The organism is Lentzea californiensis, assembly GCF_024648825.1.
Classification (GTDB): domain Bacteria; phylum Actinomycetota; class Actinomycetes; order Mycobacteriales; family Pseudonocardiaceae; genus Lentzea; species Lentzea californiensis.
Genome location: NZ_JANBBE010000001.1, coordinates 364,763 through 384,553, shown reverse-complemented (window position 1 = coordinate 384,553; position 19,791 = coordinate 364,763). Strand labels below are relative to the sequence as shown.

At 67.0% G+C, this 19,791-nt stretch carries 13 protein-coding genes; all 13 read left to right on the top strand.

The genetic code is table 11. The features are described 5' to 3' along the window. Positions 1-413: 413 nt before the first annotated feature. The 13 genes from LX88_RS02030 to LX88_RS01970 all read left to right on the top strand — a co-directional run bounded on the left by LX88_RS02030 (position 414) and on the right by LX88_RS01970 (position 19,388). Positions 414-1,481, top strand: a complete 1,068-nt coding sequence (locus LX88_RS02030; RefSeq protein WP_258947583.1) for an ABC transporter ATP-binding protein — start codon at positions 414-416, stop codon at positions 1,479-1,481. Further along, a complete protein-coding gene (locus LX88_RS02025; RefSeq protein WP_090065887.1) occupies positions 1,478-2,263 on the top strand; it encodes an MlaE family ABC transporter permease in 786 nt (261 codons plus the stop codon). The genes LX88_RS02030 and LX88_RS02025 overlap by 4 nt, the downstream gene beginning before the upstream one ends. Continuing rightward, positions 2,263-3,072 carry an MlaE family ABC transporter permease gene (locus LX88_RS02020; RefSeq protein ID WP_093606336.1) on the top strand — a complete coding sequence of 270 codons (810 nt, stop codon included), beginning with the start codon at positions 2,263-2,265 and terminating at the stop codon, positions 3,070-3,072. Before LX88_RS02025 ends, LX88_RS02020 begins: the two co-directional genes overlap by 1 nt. Further along, the gene (locus LX88_RS02015) at positions 3,069-4,385 is read left to right on the top strand and encodes an MCE family protein (RefSeq protein WP_258946172.1); all 1,317 of its coding nucleotides are present in this window, start codon (positions 3,069-3,071) and stop codon (positions 4,383-4,385) included. Before LX88_RS02020 ends, LX88_RS02015 begins: the two co-directional genes overlap by 4 nt. Continuing rightward, positions 4,382-5,413, top strand: a complete 1,032-nt coding sequence (locus tag LX88_RS02010) for an MCE family protein (RefSeq protein WP_258946171.1) — start codon at positions 4,382-4,384, stop codon at positions 5,411-5,413. Before LX88_RS02015 ends, LX88_RS02010 begins: the two co-directional genes overlap by 4 nt. Continuing rightward, positions 5,410-6,411 carry an MCE family protein gene (locus LX88_RS02005; RefSeq protein ID WP_258946170.1) on the top strand — a complete coding sequence of 334 codons (1,002 nt, stop codon included), beginning with the start codon at positions 5,410-5,412 and terminating at the stop codon, positions 6,409-6,411. The genes LX88_RS02010 and LX88_RS02005 overlap by 4 nt, the downstream gene beginning before the upstream one ends. Beyond that, positions 6,408-7,574: an MCE family protein gene (locus LX88_RS02000; protein WP_258946169.1), complete on the top strand. Its 1,167-nt coding sequence runs from the start codon at positions 6,408-6,410 to the stop codon at positions 7,572-7,574. The genes LX88_RS02005 and LX88_RS02000 overlap by 4 nt, the downstream gene beginning before the upstream one ends. Next, the gene (locus LX88_RS01995; protein WP_258946168.1) at positions 7,571-8,728 is read left to right on the top strand and encodes an MCE family protein; all 1,158 of its coding nucleotides are present in this window, start codon (positions 7,571-7,573) and stop codon (positions 8,726-8,728) included. Before LX88_RS02000 ends, LX88_RS01995 begins: the two co-directional genes overlap by 4 nt. After that, a complete protein-coding gene (locus LX88_RS01990) occupies positions 8,725-9,954 on the top strand; it encodes an MCE family protein (RefSeq protein ID WP_258946167.1) in 1,230 nt (409 codons plus the stop codon). Before LX88_RS01995 ends, LX88_RS01990 begins: the two co-directional genes overlap by 4 nt. Then, on the top strand, positions 9,954-10,469 hold the full coding sequence (locus tag LX88_RS01985; protein WP_258946166.1) for an Rv1363c family protein: 516 nt from the start codon (positions 9,954-9,956) through the stop codon (positions 10,467-10,469). Before LX88_RS01990 ends, LX88_RS01985 begins: the two co-directional genes overlap by 1 nt. 30 nt (positions 10,470-10,499) lie before the next feature. Continuing rightward, entirely contained in the window at positions 10,500-11,333 is an 834-nt protein-coding gene (locus tag LX88_RS01980; RefSeq protein ID WP_258946165.1) for a hypothetical protein, read from the top strand. A 572-nt stretch (positions 11,334-11,905) separates the two neighbouring features. Next, positions 11,906-15,391, top strand: a complete 3,486-nt coding sequence (rpoB, locus tag LX88_RS01975; RefSeq protein WP_090065879.1) for a DNA-directed RNA polymerase subunit beta — start codon at positions 11,906-11,908, stop codon at positions 15,389-15,391. A 100-nt stretch (positions 15,392-15,491) separates the two neighbouring features. After that, positions 15,492-19,388, top strand: coding sequence for a DNA-directed RNA polymerase subunit beta' (locus LX88_RS01970; RefSeq protein ID WP_090065878.1), 3,897 nt, complete (start codon positions 15,492-15,494; stop codon positions 19,386-19,388). Positions 19,389-19,791: the final 403 nt, after the last annotated feature.

The following is a 19,791-nucleotide window of genomic DNA, read 5'->3' as shown; positions in this document are numbered from 1 at the left end:
TGCGGGCGGCCTTGCGGTTGCGTGCGTTTTCCTGGGGCGCTGCCCCCAGACCCCCGGCAATCTGATCGGGGGGTGGCGCCGTGGGCGGGTTGATGACACGCCTGTTGCGTTGGGCGGCTGCCGGGTGCGTTGTGACGGGACCCCACCGCCCTGACCGCGCGGTAAGGACAGCTCGCCTTCGGCTTCGCGTGTGGGCTGGCTGTGCTGTGTGTTTGGAGTCACATCGGTCTCGAAAGTGCCGGTTGGCAGGCAGTGGTCTAGGCGGTCGTGACCGTTTTGCGAGGTCACCCTGCGTGCTGTTATCTGAACGCAACCGCCGTTAGGCCAACTGGTGAGTAACCTGCCGCGAACGAACTCGTTGCCCAGGTGTGACGCCGATCGCTGCGGTGTCCTGGGCGTGTGCGGAGGTGCGGATGGGCGTCGAGGTGGTCGTCGAGGGTTTGACCAAGTCCTTCGGCAAGCAGACCATCTGGCAGGACGTCACGCTCACGTTGCCGCCGGGTGAGGTCAGCGTGATGCTCGGGCCGTCCGGTACCGGCAAGAGCGTGTTCCTGAAGTCGCTGGTGGGGTTGCTCAAGCCTGAGCAGGGCAAGATCGTCATCAACGGAACGGATCTTGTTCGGTGTTCTGAGCACCGGTTGTACGAGATTCGGAAGATGTTCGGCGTGCTGTTCCAGGACGGTGCGTTGTTCGGGTCCATGAACCTGTACGACAACATCGCCTTTCCGTTGCGGGAGCACACTCGGAAGACCGAGGCCGAGGTTCGGCGGATCGTCCTCGAGAAGATGGAGATGGTCGGTCTCGTCGGGGCTGAGAAGAAGTTGCCCGGTGAGATCTCCGGCGGTATGCGCAAGCGGGCTGGTCTTGCCCGTGCGCTGGTGCTCGACCCCGAGATCATTCTGTGCGACGAACCCGACTCCGGGCTGGACCCGGTGCGCACCGCGTACCTGAGTCAGTTGTTGATCGATCTCAACGCCCAGATCGACGCGACGATCCTGATCGTCACGCACAACATCAACATTGCTCGTACCGTGCCGGACAACCTGGGGATGTTGTTCCGGCGCGAGCTCGTCATGTTCGGGCCGCGCGAGGTGCTGCTGACCAGTGACGAGCCTGTTGTCGAGCAGTTCCTCAACGGGCGGCGGCTCGGGCCCATCGGCATGTCCGAGGAGAAGGACACGGCCACGATGGCGGCCGAGCAGGCTCATGCGGACGCCGGGCATTCGGATGGGTCCACGTCCGAGGACGTCCGGGGGATCATCCCGCAGATCGAGCCGACGCCGGGGTTGCCGTTCCGGGACGCCGTGCGGCGGCGCAAGGACCGGGTCATGACGATCATCCACCAGCTGCCGCACCAGGCTCAGCAAGGAATCATCGAGAGTCTCACCGCTGAGGAGCAGTTGCGGTACGGCGTGCATGCCGGTGCTCCCGCGGTGGCGCCTTTGCCCAGCCCGTGGCCTCGGCAGGGTGGTGTTCTGTGACCACTCAGGCCTCCTTCCCCGGTGCCGGCGCGCTGCGGGAGACCGGGAAGCTGTGCCAGCTCGGGATCGACGTCGTGCGGACCACGTTCCGGCGGCCGTTCCAGCTGCGGGAGTTCATCCAGCAGAGCTGGTTCATCGTCAGCGTGACGGTGCTGCCCACGGCGCTGGTGTCCATCCCGTTCGGCGCGGTCATCGCGTTGCAGCTCGGGTCGCTGACCCGTCAGATCGGCGCGCAGTCGTTCACGGGTGCGGCCAGCGTGCTCGCGATCATCCAGCAGGCCAGTCCGATCGTGACGGCGCTGCTGATCGCCGGAGCCGGTGGCTCGGCCATCTGTGCGGATCTCGGGTCGCGGAAGATCCGCGAGGAGATCGACGCCATGGAAGTGCTCGGTGTGTCGCCGATCCATCGGCTCGTGGTGCCTCGGGTGCTGGCGGCGATGCTCGTGTCCGTGCTGCTCAACGGCATGGTGAGCGTCGTCGGCGTGATGGGCGGCTACTTCTTCAACGTGATCATGCAGGACGGCACGCCCGGCGCCTACCTCGCGAGCTTCTCCGCGCTGGCGCAGCTGCCCGACCTGTGGATCAGCGAGTTGAAGGCGCTGATCTTCGGGTTCATCGCGGGCATCGTCGCCGCCTACCGCGGCCTCAACCCGGCCGGTGGGCCCAAGGGCGTGGGTGACGCGGTGAACCAGGCCGTGGTCATCACGTTCCTGCTGCTGTTCTTCGTCAACTTCGTCCTCACCACGATCTACCTGCAGGTCGTGCCCGCGAAGGGGAGCTGATGGCGAACAAGGTGCTGTCCACCCTGGACGGTTTCGGCGACCAGCTGTCGTTCTACATCAAGGCGCTGGCCTGGACGCCCCGCGCGCTCAAGCGGTACTCCAAGGAGACGATGCGGCTGCTGGCCGAGGTCAGCTTCGGGTCGGGGGCGCTCGCGGTCATCGGCGGCACGATCGGCGTCATGGTCGGGCTGAGCGTGTTCACCGGGACCGTGGTCGGCCTTCAGGGCTTCACGGCGTTGAACCAGATCGGCACGTCGGCCTTCGCCGGGTTCGTGTCGGCCTACTTCAACACCCGTGAGATCGCGCCGCTCGTGGCCGGGCTGGCGTTGTCGGCGACGGTCGGGTCCGGGTTCACGGCGCAGCTGGGTGCCATGCGGATCTCCGAGGAGATCGACGCGCTGGAGGTCATGGGCATCCCCAGCCTGCCGTTCCTGGTCACCACGCGGATCATCGCCGGGTTCGTCGCGATCATCCCGCTGTACGTGATCGGCCTGCTGACGAGTTACCTGGCGGCCAGAACGATCACCGTGGAGTTCTACGGGCAGTCGGCGGGCACATATGACCACTACTTCAACCTGTTCCTACCGCCGATCGACGTGCTCTGGTCGTTCGGCAAGGTGCTGGTCTTCGCGGTCGTGATCATCATGACCCACTGCTACTACGGCTACCGCGCGTCCGGCGGACCTGCCGGCGTCGGGGTCGCGGTCGGACGTGCGGTGCGGACCGCGATCGTCACGACGGCGCTGCTCGACTTCTTCCTGAGCCTCGCGATCTGGGGCGCGACGACGACGGTGAGGATCGCCGGATGAAGAAACGCGTGCTGGGCATCGCCTTTCTTCTCGCGATCGCCATGTTCCTGTCGCTCACGGTGGCGCTCTACAAGGACGCCTTCAGCGACTACGTGAAGGTCACGCTCAAGACCGACCACATCGGCAACCAGCTGATGACCGCGAGCGACGTCAAGGTGCGCGGGCTGATCGTCGGGTCGGTGAAGGCCATCCGCACCAGCGGGGACGGCGCCGAGCTGGAGCTCGCGCTCGAGCCGGACAAGGTCGAGCAGATCCCGGCCAACGTCAGCGCGCGGCTGCTGCCCAAGACGTTGTTCGGCGAGCGGTACGTGAACCTGGTGCTGCCGCAGCAGAAGAGTGCGGCCATCACCCAGGGCGCGGTCATCGAGCAGGACCGGACGAGCAGCGCGATCGAGCTCGAACGCGTGCTCGACAACCTGATGCCGGTGCTGCAGGCGATCCAGCCGGAGAAGCTCGCCACGACGCTCACCGCGTTGTCGCAGGCGCTCGACGGACGGGGCAAGCCGCTCGGCGAGACCCTGGTGTCGCTGGACTCCTATCTCGGTGAGCTCAACCCGCAGCTGCCCGCGCTGAAGGAGAACATCTCCAAGCTCGCGGACGTCGCGAACGTCTACTCCGACGCCGCGCCGGACCTGTTGCAGGCGCTCAACGACATGACCACGACGACCAAGACCGTCGTCGACCAGCGCGAGAACCTGCTCGCGCTCTACGGCTCGCTGACCACGACGTCGCAGGACGTCACCAGCTTCGTCACGGTCAACAAGAACAACATCATCTCGCTCGCCGACACCAGCCGCCCGACGCTGGAGCTGCTCGCCGAGTACGCGCCCGAGTACCCGTGCCTGCTCAAGGGGCTCACGGAGTTCGAGCCGGTCATCAGCAAGGCGTTCGGCGAGGGCACCGACGAGCCGGGCCTGCACATCACGCTGGAGATCACGCAGAACCGCGGCAAGTACAAGCCGAACCTCGACGAGCCCGAGTACCGGGACAAGCGCGGACCCCGCTGCTACGACCTGATCCCGCGGCCGAACCCGTTCCCGCAGTACCCGCCGGAGGGTCCGGTGCAGGACGGGTCGAGCTCGCCGCCGCCCGCGCGCGTCGCGAACGACGGGGTGCTGCCGCCCGCCACCGCGGGCAACGTGACCGTGCCGCAGTCCGCTGACGTGCTGCGGCTCGCCAACTCGCCGGAGGAGGCCAGGTTGATCGCGGCACTCTTCGGACCGCGCGTCGGCGTGGATCCGCAGGACATGCCCGGCTGGTCGAGCCTGCTGCTCGGGCCCCTGGTCCGCGGAACGGAGGTGACCGTCAAGTGAAGGGACTGCTGGCCCCGCTGCTCAAGCTGATCGCCTTCGCGGTGGTCACGATCCTCGCCACGTCGTTGCTCGCGGTCACCATCGCCAACGTGAACCTGGCCAGTGCCACCGAGTACAAGGCCCAGTTCACCGACGTCACCGCGCTGAACGAGGGTGATGACATCCGCATCGCCGGTGTCCGCGTCGGGCAGGTCGACGGGATCAAGGTCGTCGACCGCAAGACCGCCGAGGTGGAGTTCTCCATCGACGGCGACCGCAAGCTGCCGGAGGCGGTGACGGCGACGATCAAGTACCGCAACCTGGTGGGGCAGCGGTACATCGCGCTGGAGTCCGGCACCGGTGACACGTTGGCGGTGCTGGCCGAGGGCGGCACGATCCCGTTGGAACGCACGAAGGCCGCGCTCGACCTGACCGTGCTGTTCAACGGCTTCAAGCCGCTCTTCCAGGCCCTGTCGCCGGACGACGTGAACAAGCTGTCGTTCGAGATCATCCAGGTGCTGCAGGGAGAAGGCAGCACGATCGACAGCCTGCTCCAGCACACGGCCTCGCTGACCAGCACTTTGGCCAGCAAGGACAAGGTGATCGGCGAGGTCGTCGACAACCTCAACACCGCGCTGGAGACCGTGAACTCGCGCGACGAGGACTTCAACAACCTCGTGATCACGTTGCAGACGCTGGTCTCCGGCCTCGCGCAGGACCGCCAGCCGATCGGTGAGGCGATCACCGCGCTCGGCGACCTGACCCAGGCCACCTCCGGCCTGCTGGAGCAGGGCCGCGAGCCGCTCAAGAACGACATCGCGCAGCTCGGCATCGTCTCGAAGACGCTGGGCGACAACGAGGTGCTCGTCGACCGCATGTTGCAGCGCCTGCCCAGCAAGCTGGAGACGATCACGCGGACCGCGACCTACGGTTCGTGGTTCAACTTCTACCTGTGCGAGGCCAGCGGCCAGATCGCCGTGCCGCCGGTCATCAACGACCCGATCCCGATCACGGCGTTGCCGGTGACACAGCAGAGGTGCCGCCGATGAGGACGAGCAACCCGATCAGGACCGGCGCGGTCAGCCTGACGCTGATCGCCCTGCTGCTGCTGGCCGCGTTCTACTCCGACGACCTGCCGATCGTCGGCGGCGGCACGAGCTACGCCGCGGACTTCAGCGAGGCCGCGGGACTGGTGCCGGGCAACGAGGTCCGCGTCGCCGGCGTGAAGGTCGGCAAGGTCACCAAGGTCAGGCTCAACGGCGACCGGGTGCGGGTGACGTTCAAGGTCAAGGACGCCTGGGTGGGCGACCGGTCGACCGCGATGATCCGCATCAAGACGTTGCTGGGGCAGAAGTTCCTGGCGCTGGACCCGCAAGGCACCCAGCCGTTGTCGCCCGGCGACCCGATCCCCAAGGAACGCACGCTCGCGCCGTACGACGTGAACGAGGCGTTCAACGGGCTCGCGACGACCGTCGGCCAGATCGACACCAAGCAGCTCGCGGACAGCTTCACCGTCCTCTCGGACACCTTCAAGAACTCGCCGGAGCACGTCCGGGGCGCGCTGGACGGCCTGTCCGCGTTGTCGAAGACGATCTCCTCGCGCGACGAGCAGCTGGCGAAGCTGCTGGACAACACGCGGCAGCTGACAAAGACGCTGGCCGACCGCAACGCCGAGTTCGAGAAGCTGCTGTCGGACGGCAACCTGCTGCTCGGCGAGCTGCGGAAGCGCCGCGAGGCGATCAGCGCCCTGCTGACCGGCACGCGGAACCTGTCCCGTGAGCTCAGCGGCCTGGTGAACGACAACCAGAGCCAGCTCAAGCCGGCGCTGGAACAGCTCGGCAGGGTCACCACGATCCTGGAGCGCAACCAGGAGAACCTCGACCGCAGCCTTGCGCTGATGGCGCCGTTCTACCGGGTGTTCGCGAACACCCTGGGCAACGGTCGTTGGTTCGACACCTACATCTGCGGTCTGCTGCCGCCCTCGGTGAACCTCGGCGTCGTCGGGTTCAACGAGGAAGGCTGCCTGCCTCCGGGAGTGCAGCGATGACTACAGCAGCTCACAGCAAGGTCGGCCGTTTCATCGCGGTCGCGTGCGTGCTCGCGCTCGTCGTGACGGCCGGGCTCTGGTGGGTCTTCAACGGGATGAACGGACGCAAGGTCACCGCGCACTTCGCGGCGGCCGTCGGCGTCTACCCCGGCGGTGACGTGCGCATCCTCGGCGTGAAGGTCGGCACGATCGACGAGGTCACGCCCGAGGGCAAGACCGTGAAGGTCGTGTTCACCGTCGACCGCGACGTGCGGGTGCCGGAGAACGCGCAGGCCGTCGTGGTCTCGCCGAGCGTGGTCAGCGACCGGTACGTGCAGCTCGCGCCCGCCTACACCGGTGGTCCGACGCTGGGCGAGGACGCCGTGATCCCGCGCGAGCGCACCGCGACGCCGGTCGAGCTGGACGAGCTGTACTCCTCGCTCGACAAGCTCACGACCGCGCTGGGTCCCAACGGCGCGAACGCCGACGGGGCGTTGGCGGACCTGCTGAACTCGGCCGCTCGCAACCTGGAAGGCAACGGCCAGGCGCTCAACGACACGTTGAAGAACCTCGGCCAGGCCACCCGGACGCTGTCGGGGTCCAAGGAGGACCTGTTCGCCACGGTCGACAACCTGCAGAAGTTCACCGCGATGCTGGCCGCGAACGACAGCCAGGTCCGCGACTTCAACAGGCAGCTCGCGGACGTGTCGAAGATGCTGGCCGACGAACGCGGCGACCTCGGCGCGGCGCTGTCGGAGCTCGCGACCGCGCTGGGTCTGGTGCAGGGGTTCATCAAGGACAACCGCGAGGTGCTCAAGTCCAACGTGGACAAGCTCGCCTCGATCACGCAGGTGCTGGTGAACCAGCGGGCCGCGCTGGCGGAGACGCTCGACGTCGCCCCGCTGGCCCTGGGCAACCTGCAGAACTCCTACAACGCGGCGTCCGGGACGCTCGACGTTCGCGCGAACATCAACGAGCTGAACCAGCCGCCGATCGTGCTGATCTGCAAGCTGATCCAGCAGGCGACGCCGAACAACGTGCCGCCGATCCTCGCGCAGACCTGCAAGCAGCTGGAGCCGATCCTGACCGGCGTGGTGCCGTTGAAGCCGCCGGCCGAGATCATCAGCGACCTCAACGCGGGCAAGCTGCCGTTGCCCCTGCCGCTCGCGGGGGTGCCCCGGTGAGGAAGCTGGTCGTAGGGCTGACGGCGCTGTTGCTGGTCTCGGGCTGCGGCTCGGGCGGGTTCGACGGCGTCTACAACATGCCGCTGCCGGGCGGCGCCGACGTCGGTGATCACCCGTACCGGGTCAAGGCGCAGTTCAAGGACGTCCTCGACCTGGTGCCGCAGGCCGGCGTGAAGGTCAACGACGTGCCGGTCGGGCGGGTCGAGAAGATCGACCTGGGCCCGGACGGCTGGACCGCCGAAGTGACGCTGCTGGTCAACGGTGACGTGCAGCTGCCGGCGAACGCCTTCGCGAAGCTGCGCCAGTCCGCGTTGCTGGGCGAGAAGTTCGTCGAGCTCGGCAAGCCTCCCAAGAATGATCGAACACAGGCTGCGGAGGGCAGGCTCGCCGACAACGCCGTGATCCCGTTGGACAGGACCAACCGCAACCCCGAGGTCGAAGAGGTCTTCGGAGCGTTGTCGATGTTGCTCAACGGCGGTGGTGTCGCGCAGCTGCAGAACATCACCAAGGAGCTCAACGCGGCGATGGAGGGCAACGAGAAGGAGATCCGCTCGTTGCTGGGCAACCTCAACACGTTCGTCGGGGAGCTGGACAAGCACAAGTCGGAGATCGTCCGCGCGCTCGACTCGATGAACCGGCTGGCGGGGACCCTGGCGCAGCAGCGCGACAAGATCGCGATCGCGCTGACGGACCTGGAGCCCGGCCTGAAGGTGCTGGCCGAGCAGCGCACGCAGCTCGTGACGTTGCTGCAGTCGCTGGACAAGCTCTCCGACGTCGCCACGGACACGATCAACAGGAGCCGTGACGACATCGTGGCGGACCTGAAGGCCTTGCAGCCGACGCTGACGAAGCTCGTCGAGTCTGGGCAGAACCTGCCGAAGTCGCTGGAGCTGCTGCTGACCTACCCGTTCCCGGACGAGGCTGTCGACGGCATCAAGGGCGACTACACCAACGCGTTCATCGACCTCGACCTGAACCTCGGCACGGTGCTCGACAACCTCGGCAGGTCGCGGCAGTCGCCGATCGACTCGCTGATCCCGTCGCAGGGCACGCCGCTGCCGATGCCGAACATCCCGCTGCCGAACCTCGGGCAGGGCACCGGGTCCGGGCTGGGCGACCTGCTCGGCGGGCTGCTGGGAGGTGGTCGCAAGTGATCCTGCGGTCGACGAAGCTCAAGATCGGCGCGTTCGCGCTGGTCGCGCTGCTGGGCATCTCGTACGTCAGCGCTACCTACATCGGTCTGTTCAAGTCGGCGTCGAAGGTCGTGACGATGCAGCTCGCCGACTCGGGCGGCATCTTCACCAACGCTGAGGTGACCTATCGCGGCGTGACGATCGGGCGGGTCGGGCAGCTGCGGCTGACGTCCGACGGCATCGAGGTCGACCTGGAACTGGACGCCGACGCGCCGCGCGTGCCCTCGGCGACCGAGGCCGTCGTGGCCAACCGGTCGGCCGTGGGGGAGCAGTACGTGGACCTGCGGCCGAAGAGCGACGGCGGGCCGTACCTGGAGGCCGGGTCGGTCATCCCGCGTTCGGCGACCCGCACGCCTCCGCCGGTCGACGGGCTGCTGTCCAACTTGGACGCCTTCGCCTCCTCGGTGCCGACGGACTCCCTGAGGACCGTGGTCGACGAGCTGCACACGGCGTTCAGCGGGACCGGTGGCGACCTGCAGGTGCTGATCGACAACACCGCGGCGTTCACGGCGGCCGCCAAGGAGCACCTGCCGCAGACGACGCAGCTGCTGCAGGACGGGCGGATCGTGCTGGCCACGCAGGCCGCTTCCGGTGGCGCCATCCGGTCGTTCAGCGGGGACCTGCGGTTGCTCGCCGAGCAGCTCAAGGCCTCCGACGGCGACCTGCGGCGGTTGATCGTGGCCGTGCCGCCGGCGTCCGAGCAGGTGTCGGCGCTGCTCAAGGAGAGCGGGCCGAACCTCGGGGTGGTCTTCGCGAACCTGCTGACCACGTCGAACATCCTCGTGACCAGGCGCGACGGTCTGGAGCAGATCGCGGTGACGTACCCCATCGCCGTCGGCGGCGGGTTCTCCGTGGCGCCGGGTGACGGGTCGGCGCACTTCGGGCTGGCCCTGAACGTGTTCGACCCGATGCCGTGCACCGTCGGATACGAGGGCACGACGATTCGTCCCGGTGGCGACACCTCTGCCGCGCCGCTGAACACACAGGCGTACTGCGCTCTCGCGCGCGGGTCGGCGACCTCGGTGCGAGGCTCGCAGAATGCGCCATATGGTGGAACGCCGACCACGCCGGTCGGCAACGCGACGACGCAGCCGGGTCAGGAGCCGGCGGGGCAGACCGCCGCGCCGGAGGTGCCGTTGCTGACGTCGCTGGGCCAGCTGCTGGGCTTGCCGGAGGGGAAGAAGTAGTGCGGATCTTCACGGCCAGAATGATTTTGGGTGCCGCCGCCGTCCTGGCGGTGCTGACGTTCGGCTTCGCCGCGTACTCGGGCGTGGCCTGGTACTCGGCGTCGCACTCGTCCGAGTCGGCGTTCGCCTCGGTGCGCGACGAGGCACTGCGGTCCGGCCAGGTCGGCGTCACGAACTTCCTGACCCTCGACTACAAGAAGGTCGACGAGGACCTGCAGCGCTGGCTCAACTCGTCGACCGGCGACCTGCGCGCGGAGATCGACAAGGACAAGGACTCGCGCAAGAAGCAGCTGGTCGACGCCAAGTCCGTGACGACGTCGAAGGTGCTGGACGCCGCGATCACCGAGCTGGACGACCGCGCCGGCAGCGCGTCGATGATCGCCGTGGTCGAGAGCACCGTGACGCCCGACGGCGGCCAGAAGGTCACCAAGATCAACCGGTACCTGACCAAGCTCACCCGCACCGAGGACGGCTGGAAGCTGAGCCAGCTGGGCCCGCTGCGGTCAAGCGTCTGATCCGGCCAGAGCTGATTGGAACGAGTGCACGTGCCCCCACCCCGCCGCCGCCCCATCCCCACGCCGCCCGCCGGAGGCCGTCCCAAGGTCGCCGGCCTGAACCGGCGCGCGTCCGCCGAGCCCGCGGCGGAGCCTGCCGTGGAGCCCGCCGCCGAGGCCGTGGTCGAGGACGTGACGCCGGAGGCCGTGCTCGAACAGACAGACCTCAAGGCGCCGGACGCGGTCGAGTGGACGCCGCCCCCCGTCAAGGAGCCGGCCGCGCGGACGAAGCCCGCCGCTGAGGAACCCGCCTCCGCCGACGAGGCCGAGCCGGTCACCGGCAGGACCGGCCTGAAGGACGGCTGGGCGCTTCCGGTGGCGTTGCTCCTGGTCGCGGTGCTGCTGGGCGGCCTGGGCACGTTCTTCCTGGTGAAGTCGCGCTCGGTGTCCTACGACGCCGCCCTGGTCGACTCGGCCACCACCTCGGAGGTCAACGGCCAGGTCCGCGAGGCCGTGGAGAAGTCGTTCTCGTACAACTTCGCCGACGTCGAGTCGACCGAGAAGGCCGCCAGGGAACTGCTCACCGGCAAGGCCCTGTGCCAGTACAACGCCGTGTTCGGCCCCGTGAAGGAGGTCGCGCCGCAGCAGAAGCTCGTCGTGACCGTCCGCGTGGTGTCATCAGCCGTGTCGTCGCTCAAGGACGACCACGCCACCGTGCTCGTGTTCGCCGACCAGGTCACCACCCGCACCACCGACAACCAGTCGGGCGGCGGCACCGCCATGCTCCGCGTCAGTGCGGTCGACGACGGTGGCCGGTGGAAGATCGACAACATGGAGATGTTCGGGGCCACGGTGGAGCAGAACCGCCAACTCCAGGGCTGCTGACCGCACGCGGGGACCTTCCGTACCGACATGCGGTACGGAAGGTCCCCGCGTGCCGTTCGCAACGGGGGCAAGGGTGGTCGTTTGGCCCGGCCCGGTGTCGGGTACCTGATCTCCGTCCCCTAAGATCAACTTCGCTGCGAGGACGTCACAGGAGCCCCAGATGCACCGTGGACACGTACTCCGCCAGCCCCGACACGCGTGATCTCGATCACACAAATCTCGTGGCCCTCTGTAAGTCCACTTGAGGCCGTCAACTTCCCACCAAAACGGCCGCACACGTGTTTGTGCAGGTCAAATGAGTGACTGCAAGTAAACAGCGCTCCATCCAGAGGGTGGATCGAGCCGCAACATCTTGACTGCGCGCTCATGCAGGGTCACTCTGTCGGTGAGCAAGAGGAGGGTCCTTCCAGGTGCCTCTCGACAGTCGCCGTGCGTGTGGCTAGACTGCCCCTTTGCGCTGCCCATTTTCCGCTTGCCCTTCGCCGAGAGCGTGGATTAGTCGAGCAGCGCCGCACCCTTGACAGCCGTGCTAGTTCGCTCTAGCCAGCTATTTGTCCCTGGAAGGACGCATCTTGGCGATCTCTCGCGCGACCAAGGCCACTGCTGCGACCAACTCCACGTCGGGGATCCCTGGAGCGCCGAAGCGGGTTTCGTTCGCGAAGATTAACGAGCCGCTTTCGACGCCCAACCTGCTTGACCTGCAGATCCAGTCCTTTGAGTGGCTGACCGGCGACGAGGCGTGGTTCCAGCGCCGCGTCGACGCCGGCGACGAGACCCCGACGGGCGGCCTCGAAGAGGTCCTCAACGAGATCTCGCCGATCGAGGACTTCTCCGGCTCCATGTCACTGTCCTTCTCCGACCCGCGCTTCGACGAGGTCAAGGCCTCGACCGAAGAGTGCAAGGACAAGGACATGACGTACGCGGCACCGTTGTTCGTCACGGCGGAGTTCACCAACCACACCACTGGCGAGATCAAGAGCCAGACGGTGTTCATGGGTGACTTCCCGATGATGACGAACAAGGGCACGTTCATCATCAACGGCACCGAGCGCGTGGTGGTCTCCCAGCTCGTGCGCTCGCCCGGTGTGTACTACGACACCGCGGTCGACAAGACGACCGACAAGGACGTCTTCAGCGTCAAGATCATCCCGTCCCGGGGTGCCTGGCTGGAGTTCGACGTCGACAAGCGCGACACCGTCGGTGTCCGCATCGACCGGAAGCGTCGCCAGCCGGTGACGGTGCTGTTGAAGGCTCTGGGCTGGAGCACGGAGCAGATTCGCGAGCGGTTCGCGTTCAGCGAGACGTTGCTGACCACGCTCGAGAAGGACCACACCGCGGGTACCGACGAGGCGTTGCTCGACATCTACCGCAAGCTGCGTCCGGGCGAGCCGCCGACGAAGGAGTCGGCGCAGGCCCTGCTGGAGAACCTGTTCTTCAAGGACAAGCGCTACGACCTGGCGAAGGTTGGCCGTTACAAGGTCAACAAGAAGCTGGGCCTGGACACCGAGATCAACACCGGTGTCCTCACCGAGGACGACATCGTCACGACGATCGAGTACCTCGTCCGGCTGCACGCCGGTGAGACGATGATGGACGCCGCCGCCGGTGGCGACGTGCCCGTCGAGGTCGACGACATCGACCACTTCGGCAACCGTCGTCTGCGCACCGTGGGCGAGCTGATCCAGAACCAGATCCGCGTCGGCCTGTCCCGCATGGAGCGCGTCGTCCGCGAGCGCATGACCACGCAGGACGTCGAGGCCATCACGCCGCAGACCCTGATCAACATCCGTCCCGTCGTGGCGGCGATCAAGGAGTTCTTCGGCACCTCGCAGCTGTCGCAGTTCATGGACCAGACCAACCCGCTCGCGGGTCTGACCCACAAGCGCCGCCTGTCGGCACTGGGGCCCGGCGGTCTGTCCCGTGAGCGCGCCGGCATGGAGGTCCGCGACGTCCACCCGTCGCACTACGGCCGCATGTGCCCGATCGAGACGCCGGAAGGCCCGAACATCGGCCTGATCGGTTCGCTCTCGAGCTACGCCCGGGTCAACCCGTTCGGTTTCATCGAGACCCCGTACCGCAAGGTCACGGACGGCCGGGTCACCGACCAGATCGACTACCTGACCGCGGACGAGGAAGACCGCTTCGTCAAGGCGCAGGCGAACTCGCCGGTCGACGACGAGGGCAACTTCACCGACGACCGCGTCCTGGTCCGCAAGAAGGGCGGCGAGGTCGAGTTCATCGACCCGACCGACGTCGACTACATGGACGTCTCGCCGCGCCAGATGGTGTCGGCCGCGACCGCCATGATCCCGTTCCTCGAGCACGACGACGCGAACCGCGCCCTGATGGGTGCGAACATGCAGCGTCAGGCCGTCCCGCTGCTCCGCTCCGAGTCGCCGCTCGTCGGCACCGGCATGGAGCTGCGTGCCGCGGTCGACGCCGGTGACGTCGTCGTCGCGAAGAAGACGGGTGTGGTCGAGGAGGTCTCCGCCGACTACATCACCGTCATGGCCGACGACGGTGCGCGCAACACCTACGCGCTGCACAAGTTCCGTCGCTCGAACCAGGGCACCTGCATCAACCAGAAGCCCATCGTGAACGAGGGCGACCGGATCGAGGCGGGTCAGGTCCTGGCCGACGGTCCTTGCACCGAGAACGCCGAGATGGCGCTCGGCAAGAACCTGCTCGTGGCGATCATGCCGTGGGAAGGCCACAACTACGAGGACGCGATCATCCTGTCGCAGCGCCTCGTGCAGGACGACGTTCTCACCTCGATCCACATCGAGGAGCACGAGATCGACGCCCGCGACACGAAGCTCGGCGCCGAGGAGATCACCCGGGACATCCCGAACGTCTCCGAAGAGGTCCTGGCCGACCTGGACGAGCGCGGCATCATCCGCATCGGTGCCGAGGTCCAGCCCGGCGACATCCTCGTCGGCAAGGTCACGCCCAAGGGCGAGACCGAGCTGACGCCCGAGGAGCGCCTGCTCCGCGCGATCTTCGGTGAGAAGGCGCGCGAGGTTCGCGACACGTCGCTGAAGGTGCCGCACGGTGAGTACGGCAAGGTCATCGGCATCCGCGTCTTCTCGCGTGAGGACGACGACGAGCTGCCTCCGGGCGTGAACGAGCTCGTCCGCGTCTACGTGGCCCAGAAGCGCAAGATCCAGGACGGCGACAAGCTCGCCGGCCGCCACGGCAACAAGGGCGTCATCGGCAAGATCCTCCCCGCGGAGGACATGCCGTTCCTCGAGGACGGCACGCCGGTCGACATCATCCTGAACACCCACGGTGTGCCGCGGCGTATGAACATCGGCCAGGTGCTGGAGACCCACCTCGGGTGGATCGCCAAGCAGGGCTGGAGCATCAACGGGGACCCGGACTGGGCGAAGAACCTGTCCGAGGACCTGATGGATGTCGAGCCCGGCACCAAGACCGCGACCCCCGTGTTCGACGGCGCGAAGGAAGAGGAGATCACGGGTCTGCTCGGCTCGACGATCCCGAACCGCGACGGCGAGCGCATGGTCAAGGAGAACGGGAAGGCGCAGCTCTTCGACGGCCGCTCCGGCGAGCCGTACCCGTTCCCCGTGTCGGTCGGCTACATGTACATCCTGAAGCTGCTGCACCTGGTGGACGACAAGATCCACGCGCGTTCGACCGGTCCGTACTCGATGATCACGCAGCAGCCGCTGGGTGGTAAGGCGCAGTTCGGTGGTCAGCGCTTCGGTGAGATGGAGTGCTGGGCGATGCAGGCGTACGGCGCCGCATACACCCTGCAGGAACTCCTCACCATCAAGTCCGACGACGTGCTCGGTCGCGTGAAGGTCTACGAGGCCATCGTCAAGGGCGAGAACATCCCGGAACCCGGTATCCCGGAGTCCTTCAAGGTGCTGCTCAAGGAGCTGCAGTCGCTCTGCCTCAACGTCGAGGTCCTGTCTTCGGACGGTGCCGCGATCGAGATGCGCGACGGCGACGACGAAGACCTGGAGCGCGCGGCCGCGAACCTCGGCATCAACCTGTCGAGGTCCGAGTCGCCCTCCGTGGACGACGTCGTCAACTAGTCACCTCGCCGGCAGGTGTTGGGGATGCCTCCCGCGTCCCCTTCACCCGCCCTCAGACCAGCTCCTTTGCCACCGATCTAAAAAGGGGAAGAGAGTAGACGTGCTCGACGTCAACTTCTTCGATGAGCTCCGCATCGGACTCGCGACGGCGGACGACATCCGCCAGTGGTCCTTCGGCGAGGTCAAGAAGCCCGAGACCATCAACTACCGCACGCTCAAGCCTGAGAAGGACGGCTTGTTCTGCGAGAAGATCTTCGGTCCCACCAGGGACTGGGAGTGCTACTGCGGCAAGTACAAGCGCGTGCGCTTCAAGGGCATCATCTGTGAGCGCTGCGGCGTCGAGGTGACCCGTGCGAAGGTGCGTCGTGAGCGCATGGGCCACATCGAGCTCGCCGCTCCGGTCACGCACATCTGGTACTTCAAGGGCGTCCCCAGCCGGTTGGGCTACTTGCTCGACCTGGCCCCCAAGGACCTCGAGAAGATCATCTACTTCGCCGCCTACGTCATCGTGGGCGTGAACGCCGAGCTGCGCCACAACGACCTGCCGACGCTCGAGAGCGAGATGCAGGTCGAGCGCAAGCGCGTCGAGAACCGTCGTGACGCCGACGTGGAGGCCCGCGCCCAGAAGCTCGAGGCCGACCTGGCCGAGCTCGAGGCCGAGGGTGCCAAGTCCGACGTGCGCCGCAAGGTCAAGGAGGGTGGCGAACGTGAGATGCGCCAGCTCCGCGACCGCGCCCAGCGCGAGCTGGACCGCCTCGACGAGATCTGGTCCACGTTCACCAAGCTGGACAAGGCCCAGCTGATCGCGGACGAGCTGCTCTACCGCGAGCTCTACGACCGCTACGGCGACTACTTCACCGGTGCCATGGGCGCGGAGGCCATCCAGAAGCTCCTGGGTGACTACGACGTCGACGCCGAGTCCGAGATCCTGCGCGAGACCATCCGCAGCGGCAAGGGCCAGAAGAAGCTGCGTGCGCTCAAGCGCCTCAAGGTCGTTGCCGCCTTCCAGGCGACCCGCAACAACCCGCAGGGCATGGTCCTGGACTGCGTCCCGGTCATCCCGCCGGACCTGCGCCCGATGGTGCAGCTCGACGGTGGCCGTTTCGCGACGTCCGACCTGAACGACCTGTACCGCCGCGTCATCAACCGCAACAACCGGTTGAAGCGACTGATCGACCTCGGCGCGCCCGAGATCATCGTCAACAACGAGAAGCGGATGCTGCAGGAGGCCGTCGACGCGCTGTTCGACAACGGCCGCCGCGGCCGCCCGGTCACCGGTCCCGGTAACCGCCCGCTGAAGTCGCTGTCCGACCTGCTCAAGGGCAAGCAGGGCCGGTTCCGCCAGAACCTGCTCGGCAAGCGCGTCGACTACTCCGGCCGTTCGGTCATCGTGGTCGGCCCGCAGCTCAAGCTGCACCAGTGCGGTCTGCCCAAGCAGATGGCCCTGGAGCTCTTCAAGCCGTTCGTGATGAAGCGGCTCGTCGACCTCAACCACGCCCAGAACATCAAGTCCGCCAAGCGGATGGTCGAGCGTGCGCGCCCGGCCGTGTGGGACGTGCTGGAAGAGGTCATCACCGAGCACCCGGTGCTGCTCAACCGCGCACCTACGCTGCACCGCCTCGGCATCCAGGCCTTCGAGCCCCAGCTGGTCGAGGGCAAGGCCATCCAGCTGCACCCGCTGGTCTGTGAAGCGTTCAACGCCGACTTCGACGGTGACCAGATGGCAGTCCACCTGCCGCTGTCCGCCGAGGCGCAGGCCGAGGCCCGCGTCCTGATGCTGTCGTCGAACAACATCCTGTCCCCGGCGTCCGGCAAGCCGCTGGCCATGCCGCGTCTGGACATGGTGACGGGCCTGTACCACCTGACCCGTCACAAGGTCGGCGACATCGGCGAGGGTCACTCGTACTCGTCGCCCGCCGAGGCGCTGATGGCGTTCGACCGCAAGGTCCTGGGCCTGCAGTCGATGGTGAAGATCCGCGTCTCCGACAAGAACCCGCCCAAGGGCCAGGAGCCCGAAGGCTGGGAGCCCGGTCAGCCGTGGCTCGCGGAGACCACGCTGGGTCGCGTGCTGTTCAACGAGATCCTGCCGCAGGACTACGCCTTCATCAACGAGGTCATGCCCAAGAAGCGGCAGGCCATCATCATCAACGACCTCGCCGAGCGGTACCCGATGGTCACCGTCGCCCGGACGCTGGACAAGCTGAAGGACGCCGGTTTCCACTGGGCCACCCGTTCCGGTGTGACCGTCGCGATCTCGGACGTTCTCGTGCCCGCGGCGAAGCAGGACATCCTCGAGGAGCACGAGCGCCTCGCGGACGCCGTCGAGAAGCGCTACCAGCGCGGACAGCTCTCGCACGACGAGCGCAACTCCGAGCTGGTCAAGGTGTGGACCAAGGCCACCGAGCAGGTCCACGAGATCATGGAAGACAACTTCCCCGAGGACAACTCGATCCGCGTCATCGTGCAGTCCGGCGCCGCCGGCAACATGACGCAGGTCCGTTCACTCGCGGGTATGCGTGGTCTCGTCACCAACCCGAAGGGTGAGTACATCCCGCGTCCGATCAAGAACTCGTTCCGCGAGGGCTTGTCGGTGCTGGAGTACTTCATCGCGACGCACGGTGCCCGCAAGGGTCTGGCCGACACCGCACTGCGCACCGCCGACTCGGGTTACCTGACCCGTCGTCTGGTGGACGTCTCGCAGGACGTCATCATCCGCGAGGTCGACTGCGGTACCACCCGTGGCGTGCAGATGACCGTCGGCGAGCAGCTGGGCGACAAGGTCGGCATGCACGAGTTCGCGCAGACCTCGGTCTACGCCCGCACGGTGGCGGACGACATCACCGACGCCCAGGGCAACCTGGTCCTGAACCGCGGCGACGACCTCGGCGACCCGGCACTCGTGTCGCTGGTCGAGGCCGGCATCCTCCGCGTGAAGGTGCGTTCGGTGCTGACCTGCGAGTCCCCGGTCGGTGTGTGCGCGTCCTGCTACGGCCGCTCGATGGCGACCGGCCAGCTGGTCGACGTCGGCGAGGCCGTCGGCATCGTCGCCGCCCAGTCGATCGGTGAGCCCGGCACGCAGCTGACGATGCGTACGTTCCACCAGGGCGGTGTGGCCGGTGACGACATCACGACCGGTCTGCCCCGTGTCCAGGAGCTCTTCGAGGCCCGCGTCCCGAAGGGCAAGGCGCCGATCGCCGATGTGGACGGTCGCGTCCGCATCGAGGACGGCGACCGCTTCTGGAAGATCACGCTGATCCCGGACGACGGCTCCGAGGAGATCGTGTTCGAGAAGCTGTCCAAGCGTCAGCGTCTCGCCAACACGGCCACCGGCCCGCTGCAGGACGGCGACCACGTGTCCGTCGGCCAGCAGCTGCTGGAAGGTACGCCGGACCCGCACGAGGTCCTGCGTGTCATGGGCCCGCGCGAAGCGCAGCTGCACCTCGTGGGCGAAGTCCAGAAGGTGTACCGCGCCCAGGGTGTGGCGATCCACGACAAGCACATCGAGGTCATCGTCCGGCAGATGCTCCGCCGGGTCACGATCATCGACTCCGGCGCGACCGAGTTCCTGCCCGGTTCGCTGGTCGAGCGTGCGGACTTCGAGTCGGGCAACCGCGCCGTCGTCGCCGAGGGTGGCGAGCCGGCCGCTGGTCGTCCGGTGCTGATGGGTATCACGAAGGCCTCGCTGGCGACCGACTCCTGGTTGTCCGCGGCGTCGTTCCAGGAGACCACTCGTGTGCTGACCGACGCTGCCATCAACGGGCGCTCGGACAAGCTCATCGGTCTCAAGGAGAACGTGATCATCGGTAAGTTGATCCCGGCTGGTACCGGTATCAACCGCTACCGCAACATCCAGGTCCAGCCGACCGAGGAGGCTCGCGCTGCTGCTTACGCGATTCCTTCTTACGACGACGGGTACTACACGCCTGACGTCTTCGGTACTGGGACTGGTGCCGCGGTGCCGCTGGATGACTACGACTTCGGGCGGGATTACCGCTAGTTCGTAGCTTGTAGTTCGGAACGGCCCCTGGAGCTTTGGCTCTGGGGGCTGTTTTGTGTTCGCTGGGGTGCGGGTGGCGGCCTTGCGGGTGGTCACCGTGCGGGCGGCCGGCTTGCGTTGCGTGCTTCCTGTGGGGGCTCTGCCCCCAGACCCCCGGCAATCTGATCGGGGGAGGGCGCCCTCAGCGGGTTGATGGCACGCCTGCTGGTTTGGGCGGCTGCCTGTTGTTTTGTTTGGTTGCGTTGGGCCCGCTCGGTAAGGACGGCTCGCCTTCGGCTTCGCCAGCGATATGGCTGTCCAGCCCGTCCCGGCTCCGTCCGCGTCCTGGCGCCGGGGCTTCCGTTTGGCTTGCGGGAGTGTCAGACCTGCTCTGTACGTTGGGTCGCGGGGGACGCTGAGTCCG

Bases quoted from the DNA above. Each gene is read 5' to 3' on its own strand.
- LX88_RS02030 (WP_258947583.1), top strand. From the start codon at position 414: ATGGGCGTCGAGGTGGTCGTCGAGGGTTTGACCAAGTCCTTCGGCAAG.
- LX88_RS02015 (WP_258946172.1), top strand. From the start codon at position 3,069: ATGAAGAAACGCGTGCTGGGCATCGCCTTTCTTCTCGCGATCGCCATG.
- LX88_RS02005 (WP_258946170.1), top strand. From the start codon at position 5,410: ATGAGGACGAGCAACCCGATCAGGACCGGCGCGGTCAGCCTGACGCTG.
- LX88_RS02000 (WP_258946169.1), top strand. From the start codon at position 6,408: ATGACTACAGCAGCTCACAGCAAGGTCGGCCGTTTCATCGCGGTCGCG.
- LX88_RS02020 (WP_093606336.1), top strand. From the start codon at position 2,263: ATGGCGAACAAGGTGCTGTCCACCCTGGACGGTTTCGGCGACCAGCTG.